Here is an 18,546-nt window from a genome sequence, read left to right on the forward strand (position 1 = left end):
GTTACGGACCGTCGGACGGCGGTCCTGTCTCGCATCGTGCGGCGGGCGCGGGCGGCGCGCGCGTTGGGCTGAGCCGGGCGGGGTGCCGCCGCATGGGTGGTGTTCGGGGCGCCGCAGGCAGTGCGGTTGTTCCGGCGGTGCGGTGGTTCCAGTGGACCCGGAGGGGTGGCTACCGAAAAGGCGCATACGCGCCGATCTGGCGTCTTTGTGGCGTCCGGCGCAGGAGGCTCACAGGTCACGGAGTACGCCGAGCGCGTCCGGGAGGCGTCCGCAGGTGAACTGGGCCCCGGCGGCGCGCAGGCGCTCGCGGGCCAGGTCGTCGGGGGCGATCCCGATGAACGCCAGGTCCAGGGCCCGCGCGGCGTCCACCTCGGCCGAGGAGGAGCCGATCATGACGCAGCGGTCCGCCGACGCGCCCAGCTGGTCCAGCGCGCGGCGCAGGCAGTCGGGGTCGGGCATGAGGCGGGTGAGGTCGGGGGTGCGGCCGTGGACGGCGGTCTCGGGGAAGTCGATCCCCCTGGCCCGCAGGTATGCCGTGACCGCGCGCGGCGAGGCGTCGGTCGCGATGGCGACGCCAGGGGTGCTCTCGGTCAGCGTGCGCAGGACGTTCGCGAGGGAGTCCGGCGGCCGTGCGGCCGGCGCGGCCCGCACCTCGATGCGTTCGAGGTGCGTGTGCAGCTCCCGGGGCAGGGAGGGGTGGTGCGCGAAGGCGCGCAGGACGTCCAAGGGGTGGACCCGGCCGTCCGCGAGGCCGGCGTGGCCGCCGCCCGGCAGGAGGGGCTCGCCCGCCTCCGCCGACGCGGGGCTGCGCCGCTCGGCGACCACGGCGGCGAGGGAGCGGGCGGCGTCGCGTGCGGTGCGGCCCGGGTAGAGGCGGGCGAGGGTGCCGTCGAAGCCGAGGATCACGCCGTTCCGCGCGGCCGTGCGTGAGCCGGCGACGATCGGGTGGTACCAGTCGTCGGACTGGGGGATCCGCTCGAAGCGGGCGCCGGGGAGGCGGCCGGAGCGGACGAGGTCGTCGTGGAGGTCGTCGGGGATGATCACCACGGCCTGTCGGGTGCTCGTGCCGCTCAGCAGACGCCGGCGCTCGGCGGGGAGTGCCGCGACAGGTGCGGTCCGGTCCGGATCGGGGGTGATGGTGACGCCGAGGCCCAGGGGGGCCAACTCCACGATCGCCCGGGGGAGTTCCCGCAGGACGACCGCCAGCGCCTGCAGGGGGTGGACGTCGTGTGTGACGGTCACGTCCCAGCCGCGCGGGCGCGGTGACAGCGTGACCTGGTCGGGCCCGATGCCCCCGTGCACGAGGAAGCGCGAGACCACCTCGCCCAGGTTCCGCAGGGCGGAGTCCGGTACGGAGCCGGTCATGAAGTCGAAGGTGAGGCCGGTCCGCGTGGACGCCGACGCCTCCGACTGGCTCCGGTCCGGGTCGAGCGCGGTCAGGTCGACCGGCTGGAACGTCTCGTGCGGGGCGACGGACTCGTCATCGGGGAAGGTGAACTCCTCGGGCAGTCCGTGGAGTTCGGGGACCTCGGGGTCGGACCCGCCCTGGCTGCCCGCGAGTTCGCGCTGCAGGCGCACCAAGGACTGGTGCAGGCCGCGGATCTCCGTGCGGGCCGCCTCCGCCGCCGGGCCCGGGACGTCCTCCAGCGGGTCGCCGTACCAGAGGTCGAGGGCGGACTGGACGAGGTGGAAGGCGCTCTCGTGGTCGCCCTTGCGGCGTTCCTCCTCCGCGGCGGCGACCGACCCGCGGCAGTGGAACAGGTCGACCTCGTCGACGCCCGATGCCAACGGCAGCGAGTATCCGCCGCCTTCCCTCGCCACCGAGCCGGGTCCCAGCGCCTCGCGGAGCCGGGCGGCGGACAGGGACAGGAGGCGCGGCGCGTTGGCGGGGGGACGCGCGCCCCAGATGCCCTCCGCCAACTCCGCCTCCGTCGTGGCGCGCCCCTGCCGGAGCAGCAGCATGCAGAGCATCGCCTGTTCCCTCGGCCCGCTGACGCGCAGCGGACGGCCGGGCTGGGTGACGCCGACCGGGCCGAGCAGACAGTACGTGCGCTCGTGCATCGAAGGCGAGGCGAGCTCCTTGAGCAGCCCGACGCCCCGGCGAAGGACGGCCGGAGCGGGGGAGCGCAGGTCGCGCAAGGCCGACATCAGTGTCCTCGCGGCGCGTTCGGTCATCGCGTAGGTGTGCTCGTCCCCCAGGCGGCGCCCCGTCAGCCAGAGGTCCTCGGGCAGGTCCGCTTCCGGTGACAGGTACAGGGCCTGGGCGAGACGGCCGAGCGCCCGCAGCTCCTCGTCCCGGCTCGCCTCGTTGAACGGCGTCAGCGCGAAACAGCACAGCACCGGGCCGCCGGGCGCCGCCCTCACGTGCGCGGGGGAGAGGGCGCCGTGGACCATGCCCTCGGCGTGCAGGGCCGTGACCGCGTCGGCCAGGCGCGGGACCAGTTCCATGAGGAGGTCGGCGGGGAGGCCTTCCGGGTGGTCCAGGAGCAGCTCCTCCAGGTTCCGGCCTTCGATGAACTCCATGGCCAGATACGGGGTGTGGTGGTCGATGCCGTAGTCGTGCACGGCGGCCACGTTCGGGTGCCGGAAGCGGGTCAGCCGGCGTGCGGCGTGGGTGAAGTCCAGGCGCAGCCACTGGGGTGCCCGCAGGAAGCGCTGCACCACGACGGTCCTGCCCTCGTCGCGCAGGTCCTCGGCCCGCCAGACCCGGCCGCTCCGCCCGATCCGGTCCACGCCCCGGTAGCGGCCGCCGACCAGCGGGCCGTCGTCCGGCGCCGAGGACAGCTGCCGCACGGTCTCCGGCGTGACCGTCGCGAACGGCTCGCCCGCGGGTTCCGCGCCGACGCCGTCGCCTCCCGCGCCGGGCGCGCTCGCCAGGGCCCGCAGCTCCCCGGGCGCCACTCCCGCCCGTTCGTCGATCAACCCGCCGGTCCTCGCGAGGAGTTCGCGCGTACGTCTGCGTGCGGTGCGCGGCACGGTGCGCAGGAGGATCTCCCGTACGCCGTCGCGGAACGCATAGGAACCCGGTGCGCCCTCCTGACGTTCCGTCAGCATGCCGCTGAGGATCACCTCCGCCAGGTGCTGGGGGCGCGGGCGCTCCTCCACCGCCGCGTGGACCAGGCGCATGACCGGCAACCGGGGGTCGCCGACCGCCAGATGGCCCGCGAGGCGGAAGGCCTCGGGGGACGCCGTGGAGCGGAAGCGCAGCACGAGGTCCTCGGGGGAGAGCCCGGTGATGTCCTCGGGAGGGAGTTCGCCGTCCGGGCGCGGGGGGACCGGCTCGGGCCCCAACCACCCGACCGCTCCCGGCAGTTCGACGCCGCTGCCGTCCGCGACCAGGGACGCCCAGTGCGCCAGCCATGTCGCGGTCGGCTCCAGGATGGGGACCGGCAGGGCGTCGGCGGGCGGCGGCTGGGCCGCGTACGCAGTGAAGGTGAGTGCACCGGAAGGGGCGCCCGGGTGCGGCGCGGAGAGGGAACCCGGTGTCGTGGGCAGTGCCGTGGTGCGCCAGAGGCGTTCCGGGAGTGGCTGAATCACGGCCAGGGGCATCCGCGCCGCCCAGCGGCGCAGGGTGCCGTACCAGCGGGTGCCCGCGTCGCCCTGCCGCCACTGCGGGCCCATGCAGTCGCTGATCAGGAGGGTGGCCGTGCGGCCCGTGGCGGGCGCGGCCGCGGCCTGCGGCGGGACCGTGCCGTCGGGGGCCGCGTGGTGCAGTTCGACGGTGCGGAAGATGCCGGACTGCGCGAGCGCCGTGTGGAGTTCGTGGACCAGGGGGCGCCAGACGGGCATCGTCGGCCCCGCGTCGTGCACGAGGCAGAGCCGCAACCAGCGCTCGTCCGCGGGGCGCAGCACCGGCAGCCAGTCCCACGGGCGGGCGCCGAGGCGGGCGATGCGGTGCGCGGTGGCCTCCTCGTCGATGACGTGGCCGACGGGGGAGGGGACGCGGCGCTTGAGGGGGCGCAGGGCGCGCTGCAGGACGAGGGGGTGCGTGACCATCGGCGGCACGGGGACGCGGAGCGTGGTGTGGCCGGGCCCGGTGGGCGACGGCCCGGTGGGCGATGCGCCGTGTGCGTCCGGGGTGTCGCCCGCCGCGGAGCGGCCCGTGGCGGCAGGCTGCCCGGGAGCCGGGAGGCGCAGCGGTATCCGGTCGTCCGGGGGCGCGGCGGGCGTTCCCGCCGCCGGTTCCCGTGGCGCGGGGGGCGCCGTCGGCGGGTCGGCGGGGTCCTGTGGTACGCCGTCGGGGGCGCCGGAGGCGGTCGGCGAGGTCTGCGACTGCGCCGCGAGCCACAGGAGTTCGGCCAGTTCGACGGGGGTGGGCGGGGGGCCGTCCGCAGACCGGGCGAGGACCTCGGCCAGGCGCGCGAGCGGTCCTCGGTGCCGTGGGGTCTCAGAGTCCATCGGGGCCCGGATCCGCCGGCTGCGTCAGGTACGGCATCAGCCGCTGGGCGAGTTCGTCGCGCGAGGCGGCGTCGATGCCCGCGGCCCCGGTCAGGTAGATGGCGTTGAGGAGCTGGTCGGTGGCGAGTTCGCCGCCGGTGCCGCGCTCCAGGAAGCGGGTGATGAGGCCGCGGGCGTAGGCGTCGGGTTCGCCGAGGTGGGCGCGGACGATCTCCTCCAGGTGCTCGTCGCGCGGCCGGCGCAGGCGCAGCGTGACGCAGCGGCGCAGGAAGGCGGGCGGGAACTCGCGTTCGCCGTTGCTGGTGAGGACGACGAACGGGAAGGCCCGGCAGCGCACCCGGCCCCGCTCGACCGTGACCGGGTCGTCGGAGCCGTCGGCCAGGAGGCTCGCCCGCGGGGTGTGCTTGGCGATCCGTACCAGCTCGGGGATCTCGTACTGGCCCTCCTCCAGGATGTTCAGGAGGTCGTTGGGCAGGTCGAGGTCGCTCTTGTCGATCTCGTCGATGAGGAGGGCGCGCGGGCGGGCGTAGGGCAGGAGGGCGGTGCCGAGCGGGCCGAGGCGCAGATGGTCCTCGACGCCCGCGCCGTCCGCCGCGGGGGCCCGCTCGCCCCCGGGCGGCGCGGACTTGGCCGCGCGGCCCGCCGCGTACAGGCGGGAGAGCGGGTCGTACTGGTAGAGGCCGTCGCGCAGGGCGCTGCGGCTCGTGATGTTCCAGCGCAGTACGGGGCCGAGGCCGAGTTCCCTGGCCACCGCGTACGTGAGACTCGACTTGCCGCTGCCGGGCGGGCCTGTCACGAGGAGCGGGCGCCTCAAGTAGAGGGCGGCGTTGACCAGTTGGACGCACTCCTCGGTCGCGCGGTACGTCTGCGCCCGGTGCCTGCGGTCCGGGGAGGTCGCGGAGCCGTCGTCGTCGGGGGTGGCGAGGACCGGGCCGCCGTCGAAGGCGCGCCAGGGCGGCGGCGGGGGCAGCTCGGTGATGCCGTCGTGGGGCTCGTTCGTGCCGGTGTAGACGGGCCACAGGGACATGATCCGGGTTCTCCGTAGGGGTTCGGGCGGTGCGCGGCGGCGGGCGGTGCGGGGCGTCGGGTGGGGGGTCAGGGCGAGCGCATCGGAGGGCTCAGGCGACGGGGGAGTGCAGGTGGGCGGTGGGGGCGCCGGGGAGGCAGCGGGGGTCGTCCCACAGGAGCTGCACGTCCCGCGCCCAGTGCGCTTCGGGGTCGTCCGCGGCGTCGGCCGCCTCGCGCAACGCCAGTACGGCGCGCGGGAGTTCGGCCAGTGGCAGGCCCTCGACGTGGGCGGCGACGCGGTCGAGGAAGCGCGAACCGGCACAGTCGCCGGCCGTGCTGGCCGTGCTGGCCGTGCCGCCCGTGCCGCCCGTGCCGCCCGTGTCACCCCCGTCGGTGCTGTCCCGCCCGTCAGGGTGATGCCCGTCGCAGCCCGCCCGCGGCCACACCAGCACCGGCACCGGCGCGTTCAGCGTCGCGTCGAAGTGCGGCCCCGCGCGGTCCGCCCGGGGCGGCTCCGTGAACCCCGCGAGGTCCGCGCCGTCCCGGCGCAGCCGCAGCCTGAGCCGCTGCGGCTTCTCCCGGGTGCCGCACTCGACGCGGTGCAGGGGCGTCGCGGGCCTGCCGTCCACGCTCTGCCATCTGCGCACCAGTTGATGGCGCAGCCCGCCCGTGCGGCGCGAGCGGTCGGCGACGACCAGCGGATACGAGCAGCCGAGCGGCGTCGGGTCGTCGGCGCCGCACCCCCAGCGGGCCACCGGCAGGTTGAGCCAGGTGCGCGGCAGTACGAAGGCGAGCAACTCCTCGGCCCCCGGGGCGAGATGGGAGAAGGCCTCGTCGATGCGCTCAGGGACGTACGTGTCCAGGACGCTGGTGAGCACGGTGTGCGAGGCCACCGGATACAGGCGGCCCTCGCGGCAGGCCGAGACCTCGACCAGGACCTGGTCGCCGCCCGCGCCGCTGTGGTCGATCTCGACGAGGATCGGCGACCACGAGGGCGGCGTCCTGTCGTGAGGCCGGGGCGGGGTGCGGGGCGAGGCCCGGGGCGCCGGTGCCTCCGACGCCTCCAGCAGGCTCGCGAGGCGGTCGGCGAGGCGGGTCGCCGCTGCCGGGTCCTCGACCTCGAAGAGCACGTACCAGGCCGCGGACCAGAGCGAGGCGAAGCCCTCCGCGGGCGCGGGCGGGTCCAGAGGGCCCGCGGCGTCGCGGTACAGCCGCGCCGGGTCGCGTGCGATGTCGGTGTCGGCGGCCCTCTCCACCAGCGCGCGCAGCCGCTCCTTCGCCGCCCGGCGGTGGCCGGGGGTGGGGACGAGGTCGCCGAGGGGCGGCCAGTAGCGGGCCATGACGGGGGTGGGGAGCATCCTGCCGTTGCGGACGCCCGCCGAGCCCGCGGCCGCCGACACCATGCCCACGACCCGCCCCGAGTCGGCGAGGGTCACCGCGGCCCCGCTGAACCCCGGCGCCAGCGGCTGCCCGTGGGCGCTCCACGCCTCCAGCTGGATCCACTCGTCGGCGATCGACTGCGGGCCCGTGGCGCGGTACTCGGCGAGGGTGCCTTCGTCGTACCCCTTGGGGAATCCGTAGGCCAGCAGCCGTGGCCCGGGGTCGCCGTACGCCTCGTCGGGGTCGGCGAAGACGGCGGGGGTGACCGGCACGGGGCGCTCCAGTTCGAGCACGGCGAGGTCGCCGCGGTCGTCGTCCCTGCCGTCCCAGCCGCCGTGGGCGCTCACCGAGGCCGCGACGGTGCCCAGCGCCTTGTGGTGCGGGAAGGCCACGTCGATCGCGCGCGCGGCGCTGTCGCGGACCACGTGCGCGCAGGTCAGCAGGTGGCGCTCGGAGATCAGGAAGCCCGCGCCCGTCTCGCGGCCGCACCGGACCCGGGCGTGCCAGGACGTGCTGCTCGTGAGGCCGGGGTGCGTGCGGGGAGTCATGAGGCGGCGGTGGGCTCCGGTGACGGGGACTTGGGCGACCAGGTGAGGCGGACCACGAGGTGGCCCTCGGCCTGGCCCTTCACGATGACGGCGCCCGCCTCAGCGGACATCCGCACCCCGAACTCGATCTCCACCGAGTCGGGGCGGAGGCTGCCCTCGCGGAACACGCGCAGCGCGGACTCCGCGGCCGCCCGCGCGCCGTCGAGCGAGGCCTCGAACGTGCGGGTCGCCAGGGCGGGTTCGTCGCCGCGGGAGACCAGACGGGAGCCGGACCCGTCGTCCACGTCGGCGACGACGATCCGCGCTCCGTCGTCGGTCGTGAACTCCACCAAGCCATCCATGGCGCCCCCGTTGAGCCGTGTCGATCCCGTGCATCTGCCAACGTCATTGTTGCTGAGGGTACTTGTGGGTGTCATCCGTGCCAGTGGCTCGCCGGCCACCAGCGGCCCGGTGCGTCCTGGCGGGTACGTGCCCTGGCGGCTTCCCGCCACCTCCCGTCAACTCCCCCGCAACACAAGGCCCCTGACACTCTTCGCAGCACCCGGGCAACACCCCCGCCCGGGTCCGACGAAGAGAGGCAGCTCCATGACCAGAGCCCCAGCGCGGCGAAGAGCCCCGCTCGTGGTCGCCGCCGGTCTCGCGTTCGCCCTGCTTCCCGCCGGGCAGGGCGCCACGGCCGCTCCCGACGACGCCCCCTCCCGCACCGCTAACGACGCGCCCTCCCGCACCCCCGACGCCGCCCGGACCGTCACGCTCGTCACCGGCGACAAGGTCACGCTCACCCCGCTCCCGGGCGGCCGCAGGACCGTCACCGTCGACCGGCCCGCCGGGGCGAGCGGCGCCGTGCGGACCTCGATGTCGGGCGGACACGTCACCGTCGTGCCCGACGAGGCACGGCCCTACCTGCGCTCCGGCGTCCTCGACGAGCGGCTGTTCGACGTGACGGAGCTGCTCGGGCAGGGCTACGGAGAGCAGGGCTACGGAGAGCCGGGCCACGGCAAGCAGGGCCACGGCGAGCGCGGGGCGGCGGCCGGGCTTCCCCTCATCGTCACGTACGACAAGAAGGCCCGGGGCGCGCGGCAGTTGCCCCGCGGCGTCGCGAAGGTGCGCTCCCTGGAGAGCGTCGACGGCGTCGCCGTCACCGCCGAGGAGCCGGGCGCCCTGTGGCGGTCCGTGCAGGACGAGGCGTCCGGCGTGGCCAAGGTGTGGCTCGACGGGCGCGTCGAGGCCGACATGGCGCGGAGCAACGAACAGATCGGCACCCCCGAGGCCTGGGAGGCCGGGTTCACCGGCAAGGGCGTCAAGGTCGCCGTCCTCGACACCGGCGTGGACGTGGAGCACCCGGACCTCAAGGGGCGGGTCGGCGAGTCCAAGAGCTTCGTCCCGGGCGAGGAGGTCGCCGACCGCAACGGCCACGGCACCCATGTCGCCTCCACCGTCGGCGGCAGCGGCGCCGCCTCGGAGGGGAACAGGGAGAAGGGCGTCGCCCCCGGCGCCTCCCTCGCCGTCGGCAAGGTGCTCAGCGACGAGGGCTTCGGCAGCGAGTCGGAGATCATCGCGGGCATGGAGTGGGCGGCCGAGGACGTCGGCGCCAAGATCGTGTCGATGAGCCTCGGTTCGCAGGAGGCGAGCGACGGAACCGATCCGATGGCCGCCGCCGTGAACTCCCTCTCCAAGGAGACCGGCGCCCTCTTCGTCGTCGCGGCGGGCAACACCGGCGCGCCCTCCTCCATCGGCTCGCCCGGCGCCGCCGACTCCGCACTGACCGTCGGCGCCGTCGACTCCGCCGACGAGGCCGCCTCCTTCACCGGCCAGGGGCCGCGCGCCGGCGACCACGCCCTCAAGCCCGACCTGTCGGCGCCCGGCGTCGACATCCTCGCGGCCCGCTCCTCGCTCGTCGGCGGCGAGGGCTTCTACACCGAGATGAGCGGTACGTCGATGGCGACCCCGCACGTCGCGGGTGTCGCCGCGCTGCTCGCCGAGAAGCACCCCGACTGGAGCGGCGCCAGGATCAAGGACGCCCTGATGTCCGGCTCGCAGCAACTCGACGCGTCCGCCTACGTGGTGGGCGCGGGACGGGTCAGCGTGCCCGATGCCCTCGACGCGCGGGTCACCGCGAGCGGCAGCGTCGACCTCGGGTTCTACGGCTGGCCGTACGACGACAACGAGCCGGTCACCAGGACCCTCACGTACGCCAACTCCTCCGCTGAGGATGTGAAGTTGAGCCTTGTGGCGCGGGGCGGCGCGGACGGCGTCGTGAAGCTCGCCGACACCGAGCTCACCGTCCCCGCGCACGGCACCGCGTCGACCACCGTCACCGGCGACGGCGCGAAGGCGCCCGTCGGCACCACCAGCGGCGCGGTCGTCGCGAGCGCCGGCGGCAAGAAGGTCGCGCACACCGCCTTCGGCCTGGTCAAGGAGGAGGAGCGGTACACGCTCACCGTCCACGTCAAGGACCGGGACGGCGCGGCGGCGCCCGCCGACCTCGTGGTGCAGCAACTCGCCGAGGGCACCGAGCCGTTCCCGGCCGCCGTCGGCGGATCCGGCACCCTGAAGCTCCGCATGAAGCCGGGCACCTACACCCTGTCGACCTTCCTCGACGTGCGCGGCAGCAAGGGGAAGGACTCCCTCGGCCTCGGTTTCCTCGCCGACCCGCAGGTCACGCTCGACCGGGATCGCGAGATCACCCTCGACGGGCGGAGGCTGCGCGAGATCAAGGCCGACGTCGGCCGGCGCACCGAGACCCGCCAACTCCTCATGGAGTACGGCAGGAAGGCCGGCGGCGCCGACCTGATGGGCGCCGTCCAGGTCCCCGTGAAGTACGACAGCGTCTTCGCCGCGCCCACCGCGAAGGTCACCGACGGCAGCTTCGAGTACCGCACCGTGTGGCGCCTCGGCAAGCCGCTGGTGGACGTGAAGGGCCTGCGCGAGGCCGTCGCCCAGCCCGGCGGGACGATCGCCGAGGGGCGGCACACGTGGCCGCTGGTGGACGCCGGTGACGGCACCCCGGGCGCGTACGAGGGCAAGGACGTGCGCGGCAAGGCCGTCGTGGTGCGGCGCACGGACGCCGCCACCCCGGCGCGGCTCGGGCAGGCCGCGCAGGACGCGGGCGCCGAGGCCCTGTTCGTGACGGACACTCAGGCGGGGCGGCTCAACGCCTGGTTCGGTACGGACGACAACGGCGAGAGGCCGCTGCAGATCGCCACGGTCGACGCCGCCGACGGGGCCCGGCTCGTCGCCGCGGCGAAGGCGGGGAAGAAGGCCGAGAGCACCGGAACCCTCAACACCCCTTACGTGTACGACCTGTCCGAGGGGCACAAGGGGGCCGTGCCCGAGGACCTCACGTACGAGCCCGGCAAGCGTGAACTCGCGGTGGTGGATACCAAGTTCCACGCGGTGAAGCCCGCGAAGGGCGGCGAGTACCGCTACTCGATCACCGACTCCTTCCCCGTCGGCATCGGCTTCCAGGAGAAGGTCGACTACCCGGCCGAGCGGACGGACTACGTCTCCATGGGCGCGGGCCAGCTGTGGCACGAGTCCGTGTCCACCGGGCCCGGGGCGCTGGAGGAGCGCAGCGGCCTCGTCACCTACAAGGGCGGCAGGCACACCGACCTCGACTGGTTCAAGCCGGTCCTGCACCCCTGGCTCGGCACCGGCCTCGGCTGGGGGCAGCAGCGCAGGGGCAACGACCTGGAGTTCAACGTGCCCGGCTGGGGCGACTCGGGGCCCGACCACACGGGCTTCGGCGACGTGTGGAACGAGGAGTCGATGACGCAGGTCAGCGAGGTCTTCGTGGACGGGGTGAGCGTCGACCGGCGCAAGAGCTCGGGGGTGTACGTGTGGGACGCGGATCCCGCGGAGCGGACGTACAAGGTCGTGACCGACACGACGCTCGACGCGGAGCGGTGGTCGCTCGCGACCAAGGGGCACGCGGAGTGGACCTTCCGGTCCAGGGAGACGCCGCAGGACAGGAAGACGTTCCTGCCGTTGCTGAACCTCGGCTTCGACGTGGAGACGTCGCTTGCCGGTGAGGTGCGGGCCGGTCGCACGGTCGACGTCGGGATCTTCTCCGAGTACGTGAAGGGGGCGCCGGACACCGGGGTCATCGGGGGCGGGAAGCTGTCCGTCTCGTACGACGAGGGGGCGACGTGGAAGGCGGTCGCTCTGGAGCGGGACGGGAAGAGGGCTTCCTGGGAAGGGGAGTTGAAGGTGCCGGGCGATGCGAAGTCCGTGTCCCTGCGGGCTTCGGCGAGTGACGATCGGGGCGGTTCCGTGGCGCAGGAGATCATCAGGGCGGTGGGGGTGAGGTAGGCGGTACGGGCGGAGCCCCGCGTCACTGACGACGCGGGGCTCCGCCCCGGACCCCGCTCCTCAAACGCCGGAGGGGCTGGATTCGAGCGCCCTCTTCATGATCTTGCCCATGTCGTTCCGGGGCAGCGCCTCCAGGTACCGCACCACCCGTGGCCGTTTGTGCGGGGCGAGCTGCGCTGCCACGTGCTCGGCCAACTCGTCCGCAGGCGGCGGGACATCGGCGTCCGCGGGCACGATCCATGCCACGATCCGTTCGCCCAGGTCGGGGTCCGGCTCCCCGGTGACGGCGGCCTCGCGTACCCCGGGGTGCGAGAGCAGGGCGTTCTCGATCTCGCCCGCGCCGATCTTGTAGCCGCCGCTCTTGATGAGGTCCGTGGCCTTGCGGCCGACGATGCGTACGTAGCCGTCGGGGTCCCGCACGGCCATGTCGCCGGTGCGGAACCAGCCGCCCGGCGCGAAGGCCCCGGCCGTGGCGTCGGGGCGGTTGAGGTACTCCGTGAAGAGGTTGGGGCCGCGCACCTGGATCTCGCCGACCGCCTCGGGGCCGTGCTCCGTGATCTCCTCGCCCGCCTCGTCGACCAGGCGGAGTTCGACGCCCGGCAGCGGCACGCCCACCGTGCCCGCGCGGGCCTCGCCGTCCGCCCGCACGCTGGTGTTCATCAGCGTCTCCGTCATGCCGTACCGCTCGATCACGCGGCGCCCCGTGGCGGCCGCGATGCGCTCGTGGTCGTGGACCGGGAGCGCCGCCGAGCCGGAGACCAGCAGCCGCGCCCCGGCCAGCTCCTTCGCCAACTCCGGCTCACCTGGCAGGGCTTCGGCGATCCGGTGGTACATCGTCGGCACCCCGAACAGCATGGTCGCCCCGGAGCCGAGCTCGCGGGCCACGCCCTCGGTGCTGAACCGTCCGAGGTGGCGCACGGAGCCGCCGCGCCGCAGCGGGCCGAGCGTGCCGAGGATCAGGCCGTGCACGTGGAAGAGCGGCAGGCCGTGCACGAGGACGTCGCCGCGGGTCCACTGCCAGGCGTCCGCCAGGGCGTCCAGCGTGGCGGCGATCGCGCGGCGCGGGACGACGGCGCCCTTGGGCGGGCCCGTGGTGCCGGAGGTGTAGACGACCAGGGCGGGGGACTCGGGGGCGTCCGGTTCGGCGACCGCAGGGCCGTCCCCGGTGGCGCGTACGTCCACGTCTTGGCGCTTCACGTCGGCGAGGGCGGCGGGCAGTTCGGCGTCCGGCTCGGCCAGCACCAGCGACGGCGCGCTGTCCGACACGATGTGCGCCAGTTCGCTCGCGCCCGACTTCGGGTTGAGCGGCACCGCGGGCACCCCGGCGAGCAGCGCCGCGACCACGCCCACGGCGGTCTCCAGCGAGGGCGTCGCCCAGAGCGCGACCCGGCCCGCCTCGCGCAGCCGCCCCGCCAACGAGCCCGCGGTCGCCGCCAGTTCGGGATAGGTCAGGGAACGGTCGCCGAACCGCAGGGCCTCGCCGTGCGCGGTGCCCAGGGCCGGGAAGAGGGGTTCCACGTCTCGTACTCCTCGTTGTCTGCTCGGTCGGTGCACAGCCTGTGCAGTCTCTGCACCGGTGCGTAATGAGAGTGTTACGCCCCCGAAGGTGCGGTGTCACAGTGATCGTCGAGGCTGATGTCGATCATCAATCGCCCGAACGAACACCGGTAATCCCGAACGAACACCAGCCATCCGGTCCTCCCCCCACGATCCGAACAGGATGGGACCACCTTCATGTCCGATGTCCTGAGGCGTCCCGACGCCTCGACCCACTCGCACCACCCTCCACAGGCGCTCATACCGCACCAGTTCACCACTTCCGCCCCCGCGCCGACGGGCCACCCCCACGTGCTCGCGGTCGGCGCCCCCGGCCCCGGCAGGGAACAGCTCACCCGCGTCCTGCGCCGCACCGGCCACGAGGTCACGCACGCCGTCCCCGGCGACGTGCGCCGCCAGGTCAGACAGGCGACCCCCGACGCGATCGTCGCCCTGGACGACGGGCCCGACGGGTGCGGCCGGGGCCGCGACGTCATACGCGAGGTCCGCGCCGACCCGGCGGGCCAGGCCCTGCCGCTGCTCATGGTCACCGCCGCACGCGCCCCCGCCACCGTCGCCGAACTCCTGCGGCACGGCGCCGACGACTGCGTGACCCAGGCCTTCGACCCCGACGAACTGTCCGCCCGCATCGCGGCCAAGCTGCACCGCGTGCCGGTCCCCGTCGAGCAGCTGCTCCTGGACCCGCGCACCGGCCTGTACTCGGCGCCCCACTTCATGGCCGAACTCGACCGCGAACTCCAACGCCCCGCCGCCGCACGGCGCGGCGGCATCCTCGCCGTGGTCCGCGTCGCCGAGGCCGAGGCCCTTCAGGCCCGGCTCGGGCCGCGCGTGCGGCGCGAGGTCGCCGAGCGCCTCGCGCAGGTGGGCGAGCGGCTGGGCAACGTATGCGACCGGCTGGGCTGGGACGACGAGGGCCGCCTGCTCGTCCTGATGCCCGGCGTCGACGAGGAGGCGGCGGCCGGGAGCCTGCGGGAGTTCGCGGCCTCCGTGGCCGGCACGCGGTTCGTCGTCGCCGACGAGAACGTCCGGCTCACCCCGGCGATCGGCTGGACCCCGCTGCCCGCCCGCACCGGCAAGGGCGCGGGCGCGCGGGCCGCCGAGCAGGCCGGCGACGCCGCCGACGAGGCGCTGCGCCACCGCGACCTGCGGCCCGTGCGCTACGAGCCGTGGATGCGGACCGCCGCCGCGCACGGCCACCGCAGGGCGCGCCCCGGCCCGCGCGCCCTGCTCGCCGCCGTGACCCCGCTGCTCTCGCCGGTCCTGATGCTGGCGCTCGGCGTGGGCGTGCCGTTCCTGCTCTACCAACAGGCGTACGACGCGGGCTGGGACGCGGCCGCCGTCGCCTACTGGGTGGTCGTCGCGGGCCTGGTGACCTCCGCCCTGCTCATCGTCCTCGAATGCCTCTACTCGCTGGACGCCGGGCAGCGCCCGGCCGCGCCGGGGCAGCCGTACCCGGCGGCGAGCGCGGTCATCGCGGCGTACCTGCCGAACGAGGCGGCGACGATCGTCGACACCGTCGAGTCGTTCCTGCGCCTGGACTACCCGGGCGACCTGGAGATCGTCCTCGCCTACAACACCCCGCACCCGCTGCCCGTCGAGGAGACCCTGCGGGACATCGCGCGGCGCGACCCGCGCCTGGTGCTGCTCCCGGTGGCGGGCAGCACCTCCAAGGCGCAGAACCTGAACGCGGCGGTGACGCGGGTGCGCGGCGAGTTCGTCGGCATCTTCGACGCCGACCACCATCCGGCGCCCGGCGCCTTCCGGCACGCCTGGGACTGGCTGTCCAACGGCTACGACGTGGTGCAGGGCCACTGCGTCATCCGCAACGGCGAGAGCTCGTGGGTCGCGCGTCTGGTCGCCGTCGAGTTCGAGGCGATCTACGCGGTCAGCCACCCGGGCCGCACCAGGATGTACGGATTCGGGGTGTTCGGCGGCTCCAACGGCTTCTGGCGCACCGACCTGCTCGCGCGCACCCGCATGCACGGCTCGATGCTCACCGAGGACATCGACTCCACGATGCGGGCTCTGAACGAGGGCGCCCGCATCGCCATGGACCGCACGCTCATCTCGCGCGAGCTCGCGCCGACCATGCTGAAGCCGCTGTGGAACCAGCGCTCGCGCTGGGCGCAGGGCTGGCTCCAGGTCTCCCTCAAGCACCTGTGGCGGGGCCTGCGTTCGCCGGTCTTCACGCGTCGCCAGAAGGCCGGCCTGTTCGTGCTGCTCGGCTGGCGCGAGGTCCAGCCGTGGCTGACGCTGCAGATCCTGCCGATCCTGCTGCACGCGGCCCTGCGGGCGGGCGGCGCGGACCGGCTCGACTGGGCGGTGCCCGTCTGCCTCGTCGCCGCGGCCGTCACGCTGTCGGCGGGCCTGGTGCAGGCCGCGTTCGCGTGGCGGCTCGCCGAGCCCGAACTGCGTCGGCGCAAGGGCTGGTTCTGGCGCTACCTGTTCGTGTCGACGTTCTTTTACACGCACTTCAAGAACACGGTGGCGCGGGCCGCCCACCTCAAGGAGGTGCTCGGCGACCGCCAGTGGCGCGTGACGCCGCGCGCCGCCACCGCCGATCCGACCGTGGCCGGGGGGAGTTCGTGACCTCGCCCGTCGCCCCCGAGACCACGGCGCCGCCCCGCGCCCCGGCCGCCCGCGAGCGGCCGCGGCCCCGCGGCCGCGCCCTTGAACTCCAGGGACTGCGGGGCCTCGCCGCGCTCAGCACGGTCGTCTTCCACGTCTGGCAGCAGTACTACACCTACGACGCGGCGGGCTCGCATCCGCCGGTCGACAACCCGTACGTCGGCGCGCTGATCTCCCTCGAAGTGATCGACCTGTTCTTCGTGATGTCGGCGTACCTGCTCACGCTGTCGTACGCGCGCGCCGCCATCGACGGCAGGGAAGGCGGCGAGGAGGGCGGCGAGGGGAGCGCGGTCAGGCCGGGGAAGGTGTTCCTCTTCCGGCGGGCGGTCCGCATCCTGCCGCTGTACTTCCTCGCGGTCGTCGTCGTCTGGTCGACGCGGAACCCGACGCTGCCCGGGGACTGGCGCGACCTGGTCGAACACCTCACGTTCACGCACGTCTTCGACCGTGAGCGGATCTTCTACACCCTCGGCCCGACCTGGTCGCTCTCCCTGGAGGTCGCCTTCTACCTGGTGCTCGTGGCGCTCGGGCCGCTCGCGGTGCGCGCCTGCCGCGGGCTGCGCACGCGCCGGGCGAGGATCACGCTGTGCGCGTCGGGCTGCGCGGCGCTCTTCGCGGTGCCGCTCGCGTGGATCGCGTACGCGCACTACGTCCTCGAAGTGCCGCACACGAACTGGCCGGTGTACTTCGGACCGCAGGCCCGCTTCGGCGGCTTCGCGGCGGGCATGGGCCTCGCGGTTCTGCTCACGGCGCTCGGCGAGGACCGGGGCAGGCTCAGGGCGCGGTGGGCGAGCGCCGTGTCGGCCGCGGCGCTGGGCGGCCTGTTCGCCCTGTCCCTGCTCTCCGATCCGGAGAACTTCGCGCACACCTTCTACCACCCGATCGCCGCCGTGCTGTGGTGCGCGCTGCTGTACGCGACGCTGCACATCCGGCACCGGGAGCGGCAACAGGTGCGCGGGCACGGCCTGTTGAGGGCCCGCTGGGTCACGGCCGTCGGACTGATCAGCTACAGCCTCTACATCTGGCACGAGCCGGTGATGCTGCGGCTCGACAAGGCCGGGCTGCTGCCGTCGTCGCAGGCGGGCTTCCCCGTGGCGGTGCTGGTCGTGCTCGTGGTGGCGCTCGCCGTCGGCACGGCGAGCTACTGGTTGGTGGAGTACCCGGCGGGTCTGCTCGGCAGGGCGAGGGACGGCGGGGGCAAGCCGCGGGAGTTCTATCCGGAAGGACCCGCCACCCGCTGAACGCGGCGACGCCGCCTCCCCGTGGGACGGGGGGAGGCGGCGTCGCTGTGTCCTGCGAGTGACGTCCTGGACGTCAGACCAGCCAGCCCAGGAAGTGGGCGAGACCGGCGACGACGTCAGTGATGAGGTTCATGGTGGTGCTTTCTCCTTGTGGGACTTTCAGGAAGGCCGGGATCCCGCGGTGTGCGGGCCCGACTCCCCGGCCCCGTATGGGACATGGGCCGGGAGCGCGGTCACGGTCTGCAGCCCGTCGCTTGCGCACCGTAAGCATCGTCAATCACGGGGGCCTCGCGCAATTCCTGACGCGACGATCACCTGTTCCAGGGAACAACTGCCCAGTCGTTCGCATTCGTTGTTCGCATCTTCACCCCGCCCTGCTGTACTGACGCCCCATCAACCAAGGGGTGTGCCATGGGATTTCGCGCAACAGTGAGCCTCGCCGCGAGCGCCGCGCTGCTTGCCTCGGGCACGACCGCGGCGGCCGCCGCGCGGGACCCGGAGGCCTCGGGCGGCGGCGCCTGTTCGCCGCGGGTCTCCGTCGCCCGGTACTCGGACGCGCTGGACAAGACTCGCGTCGAGGGGCGGCTCGTCGGCGGCCTCTCCGCGCTCGCCGTCGAACGCGACGGCTCGGTCGGCGCCGTGTCCGACCGCGCCGCCCTCTTCCGTCTCGACGTGCGCGGCAAGGAGCCGCGCGCCACCGGGTTCGTGCCGCTCGCCGACGAGACGGGCGCCGCGCTCGACTCGGAGGGCCTCGTCCTCGACCGCGACGGCAGCCGCCTGGTCTCCGACGAACGCGGCCCCGCCGTCCTCAGATACGGCAGGGACGGCTCCCTGCTCGGACGGCTGCCGGTGCCGCAGCCGCTGCGGGTCGCTCCCGCGGGGCGCGCCCGGGTCAACCAGACCTTCGAGGGCCTCGCCCTGCCGCCGGGCGGACGCACGCTCGTCGCCGGCATGGAGGGACCGCTCGCGGGTGACGGCACGGACGCCGCGGGGCGCGGCCTGAACCGCGTACAGACCTGGCAACGCGGCGCGCGGGGCGGCGAGTTCACGCTCGGGCGGCAGTACGCCTACCCGGTCGACCCCGGCCGGGGCCTCGTCGAGCTCGCGCCGACGGGCGACGGCCGGTTCCTCGTCCTGGAGCGGCAGTTCACCCCGGACTTCCTCATCGACGTACGCCTGTACGTGGCCGACCCCCGCCGCGCCGAGGACGTGAGCGCGGTGGAGAACCTCGGCGCGGGGACGCGCGCGATGCGCAAGACCCTGCTCGCCGACCTCTCCGACTGCCCCGACCTCGGTGCCCCCTCGAAGCTGCCGCCCGGGAACAACCCGCTGATCGACAACATCGAGGGGATGACGGTGGCGGGCGGCGCGCGGGGGCGCCTGCGTCTGCTCCTGGTGAGCGACGACAACGAACTGCCCCAGCAGATCACGCGCCTGTACGACGTGCGGGTCACGCTGCCGCGGAGGTGACCCGC

General features: G+C 74.3%; 9 protein-coding genes. 4 read left to right on the forward strand and 5 right to left on the reverse strand.

The window, feature by feature from the left end; genetic code table 11:
- Nucleotides 1-228 precede the first annotated feature (228 nt).
- From ACZ4D5_RS03145 to ACZ4D5_RS03160, 4 genes are all read right to left on the reverse strand, one after another.
- Nucleotides 229-4,398, reverse strand: a complete 4,170-nt coding sequence (locus tag ACZ4D5_RS03145) for an SAV_2336 N-terminal domain-related protein (protein WP_467770573.1) — start codon at nt 4,396-4,398, stop codon at nt 229-231.
- A complete protein-coding gene (locus tag ACZ4D5_RS03150; RefSeq protein ID WP_467770574.1) occupies nt 4,388-5,425 on the reverse strand; it encodes an AAA family ATPase in 1,038 nt (345 codons plus the stop codon). The genes ACZ4D5_RS03145 and ACZ4D5_RS03150 overlap by 11 nt, the downstream gene beginning before the upstream one ends.
- Nucleotides 5,426-5,516: 91 nt before the next feature.
- Nucleotides 5,517-7,334 carry a VMAP-C domain-containing protein gene (locus tag ACZ4D5_RS03155; RefSeq protein WP_467770575.1) on the reverse strand — a complete coding sequence of 606 codons (1,818 nt, stop codon included), beginning with the start codon at nt 7,332-7,334 and terminating at the stop codon, nt 5,517-5,519.
- Nucleotides 7,331-7,675, reverse strand: a complete 345-nt coding sequence (locus ACZ4D5_RS03160; RefSeq protein WP_467770576.1) for a CU044_2847 family protein — start codon at nt 7,673-7,675, stop codon at nt 7,331-7,333. Before ACZ4D5_RS03160 ends, ACZ4D5_RS03155 begins: the two co-directional genes overlap by 4 nt.
- A 244-nt stretch (nt 7,676-7,919) precedes the next feature.
- Between ACZ4D5_RS03160 and ACZ4D5_RS03165 the strand changes: the two genes are divergently transcribed.
- Nucleotides 7,920-11,645 carry a S8 family serine peptidase gene (locus ACZ4D5_RS03165; RefSeq protein ID WP_467770577.1) on the forward strand — a complete coding sequence of 1,242 codons (3,726 nt, stop codon included), beginning with the start codon at nt 7,920-7,922 and terminating at the stop codon, nt 11,643-11,645.
- A 60-nt stretch (nt 11,646-11,705) separates the two neighbouring features.
- On the opposite strand, the gene ACZ4D5_RS03170 is transcribed toward ACZ4D5_RS03165, so the two are convergent.
- Complete coding sequence (locus ACZ4D5_RS03170) at nt 11,706-13,163, reverse strand: acyl-CoA synthetase (protein ID WP_467770578.1); 1,458 nt, start codon at nt 13,161-13,163, stop codon at nt 11,706-11,708.
- Between the two features lie 216 nt (nt 13,164-13,379).
- Between ACZ4D5_RS03170 and ACZ4D5_RS03175 the strand changes: the two genes are divergently transcribed.
- The 3 genes from ACZ4D5_RS03175 to ACZ4D5_RS03185 all read left to right on the forward strand — a co-directional run bounded on the left by ACZ4D5_RS03175 (nt 13,380) and on the right by ACZ4D5_RS03185 (nt 18,541).
- Nucleotides 13,380-15,791, forward strand: a complete 2,412-nt coding sequence (locus ACZ4D5_RS03175) for a glycosyltransferase (RefSeq protein WP_467770579.1) — start codon at nt 13,380-13,382, stop codon at nt 15,789-15,791.
- Nucleotides 15,788-17,071 (forward strand): acyltransferase family protein, encoded by a 1,284-nt coding sequence (locus tag ACZ4D5_RS03180; protein ID WP_467770580.1) that lies wholly within the window; start codon nt 15,788-15,790, stop codon nt 17,069-17,071. The genes ACZ4D5_RS03175 and ACZ4D5_RS03180 overlap by 4 nt, the downstream gene beginning before the upstream one ends.
- A gap of 411 nt (nt 17,072-17,482) precedes the next feature.
- Complete coding sequence (locus ACZ4D5_RS03185) at nt 17,483-18,541, forward strand: esterase-like activity of phytase family protein (protein ID WP_467770581.1); 1,059 nt, start codon at nt 17,483-17,485, stop codon at nt 18,539-18,541.
- The last annotated feature ends 5 nt before the right edge of the window (nt 18,542-18,546 follow it).

The organism is Streptomyces sp. NPDC025651, assembly GCF_055558735.1.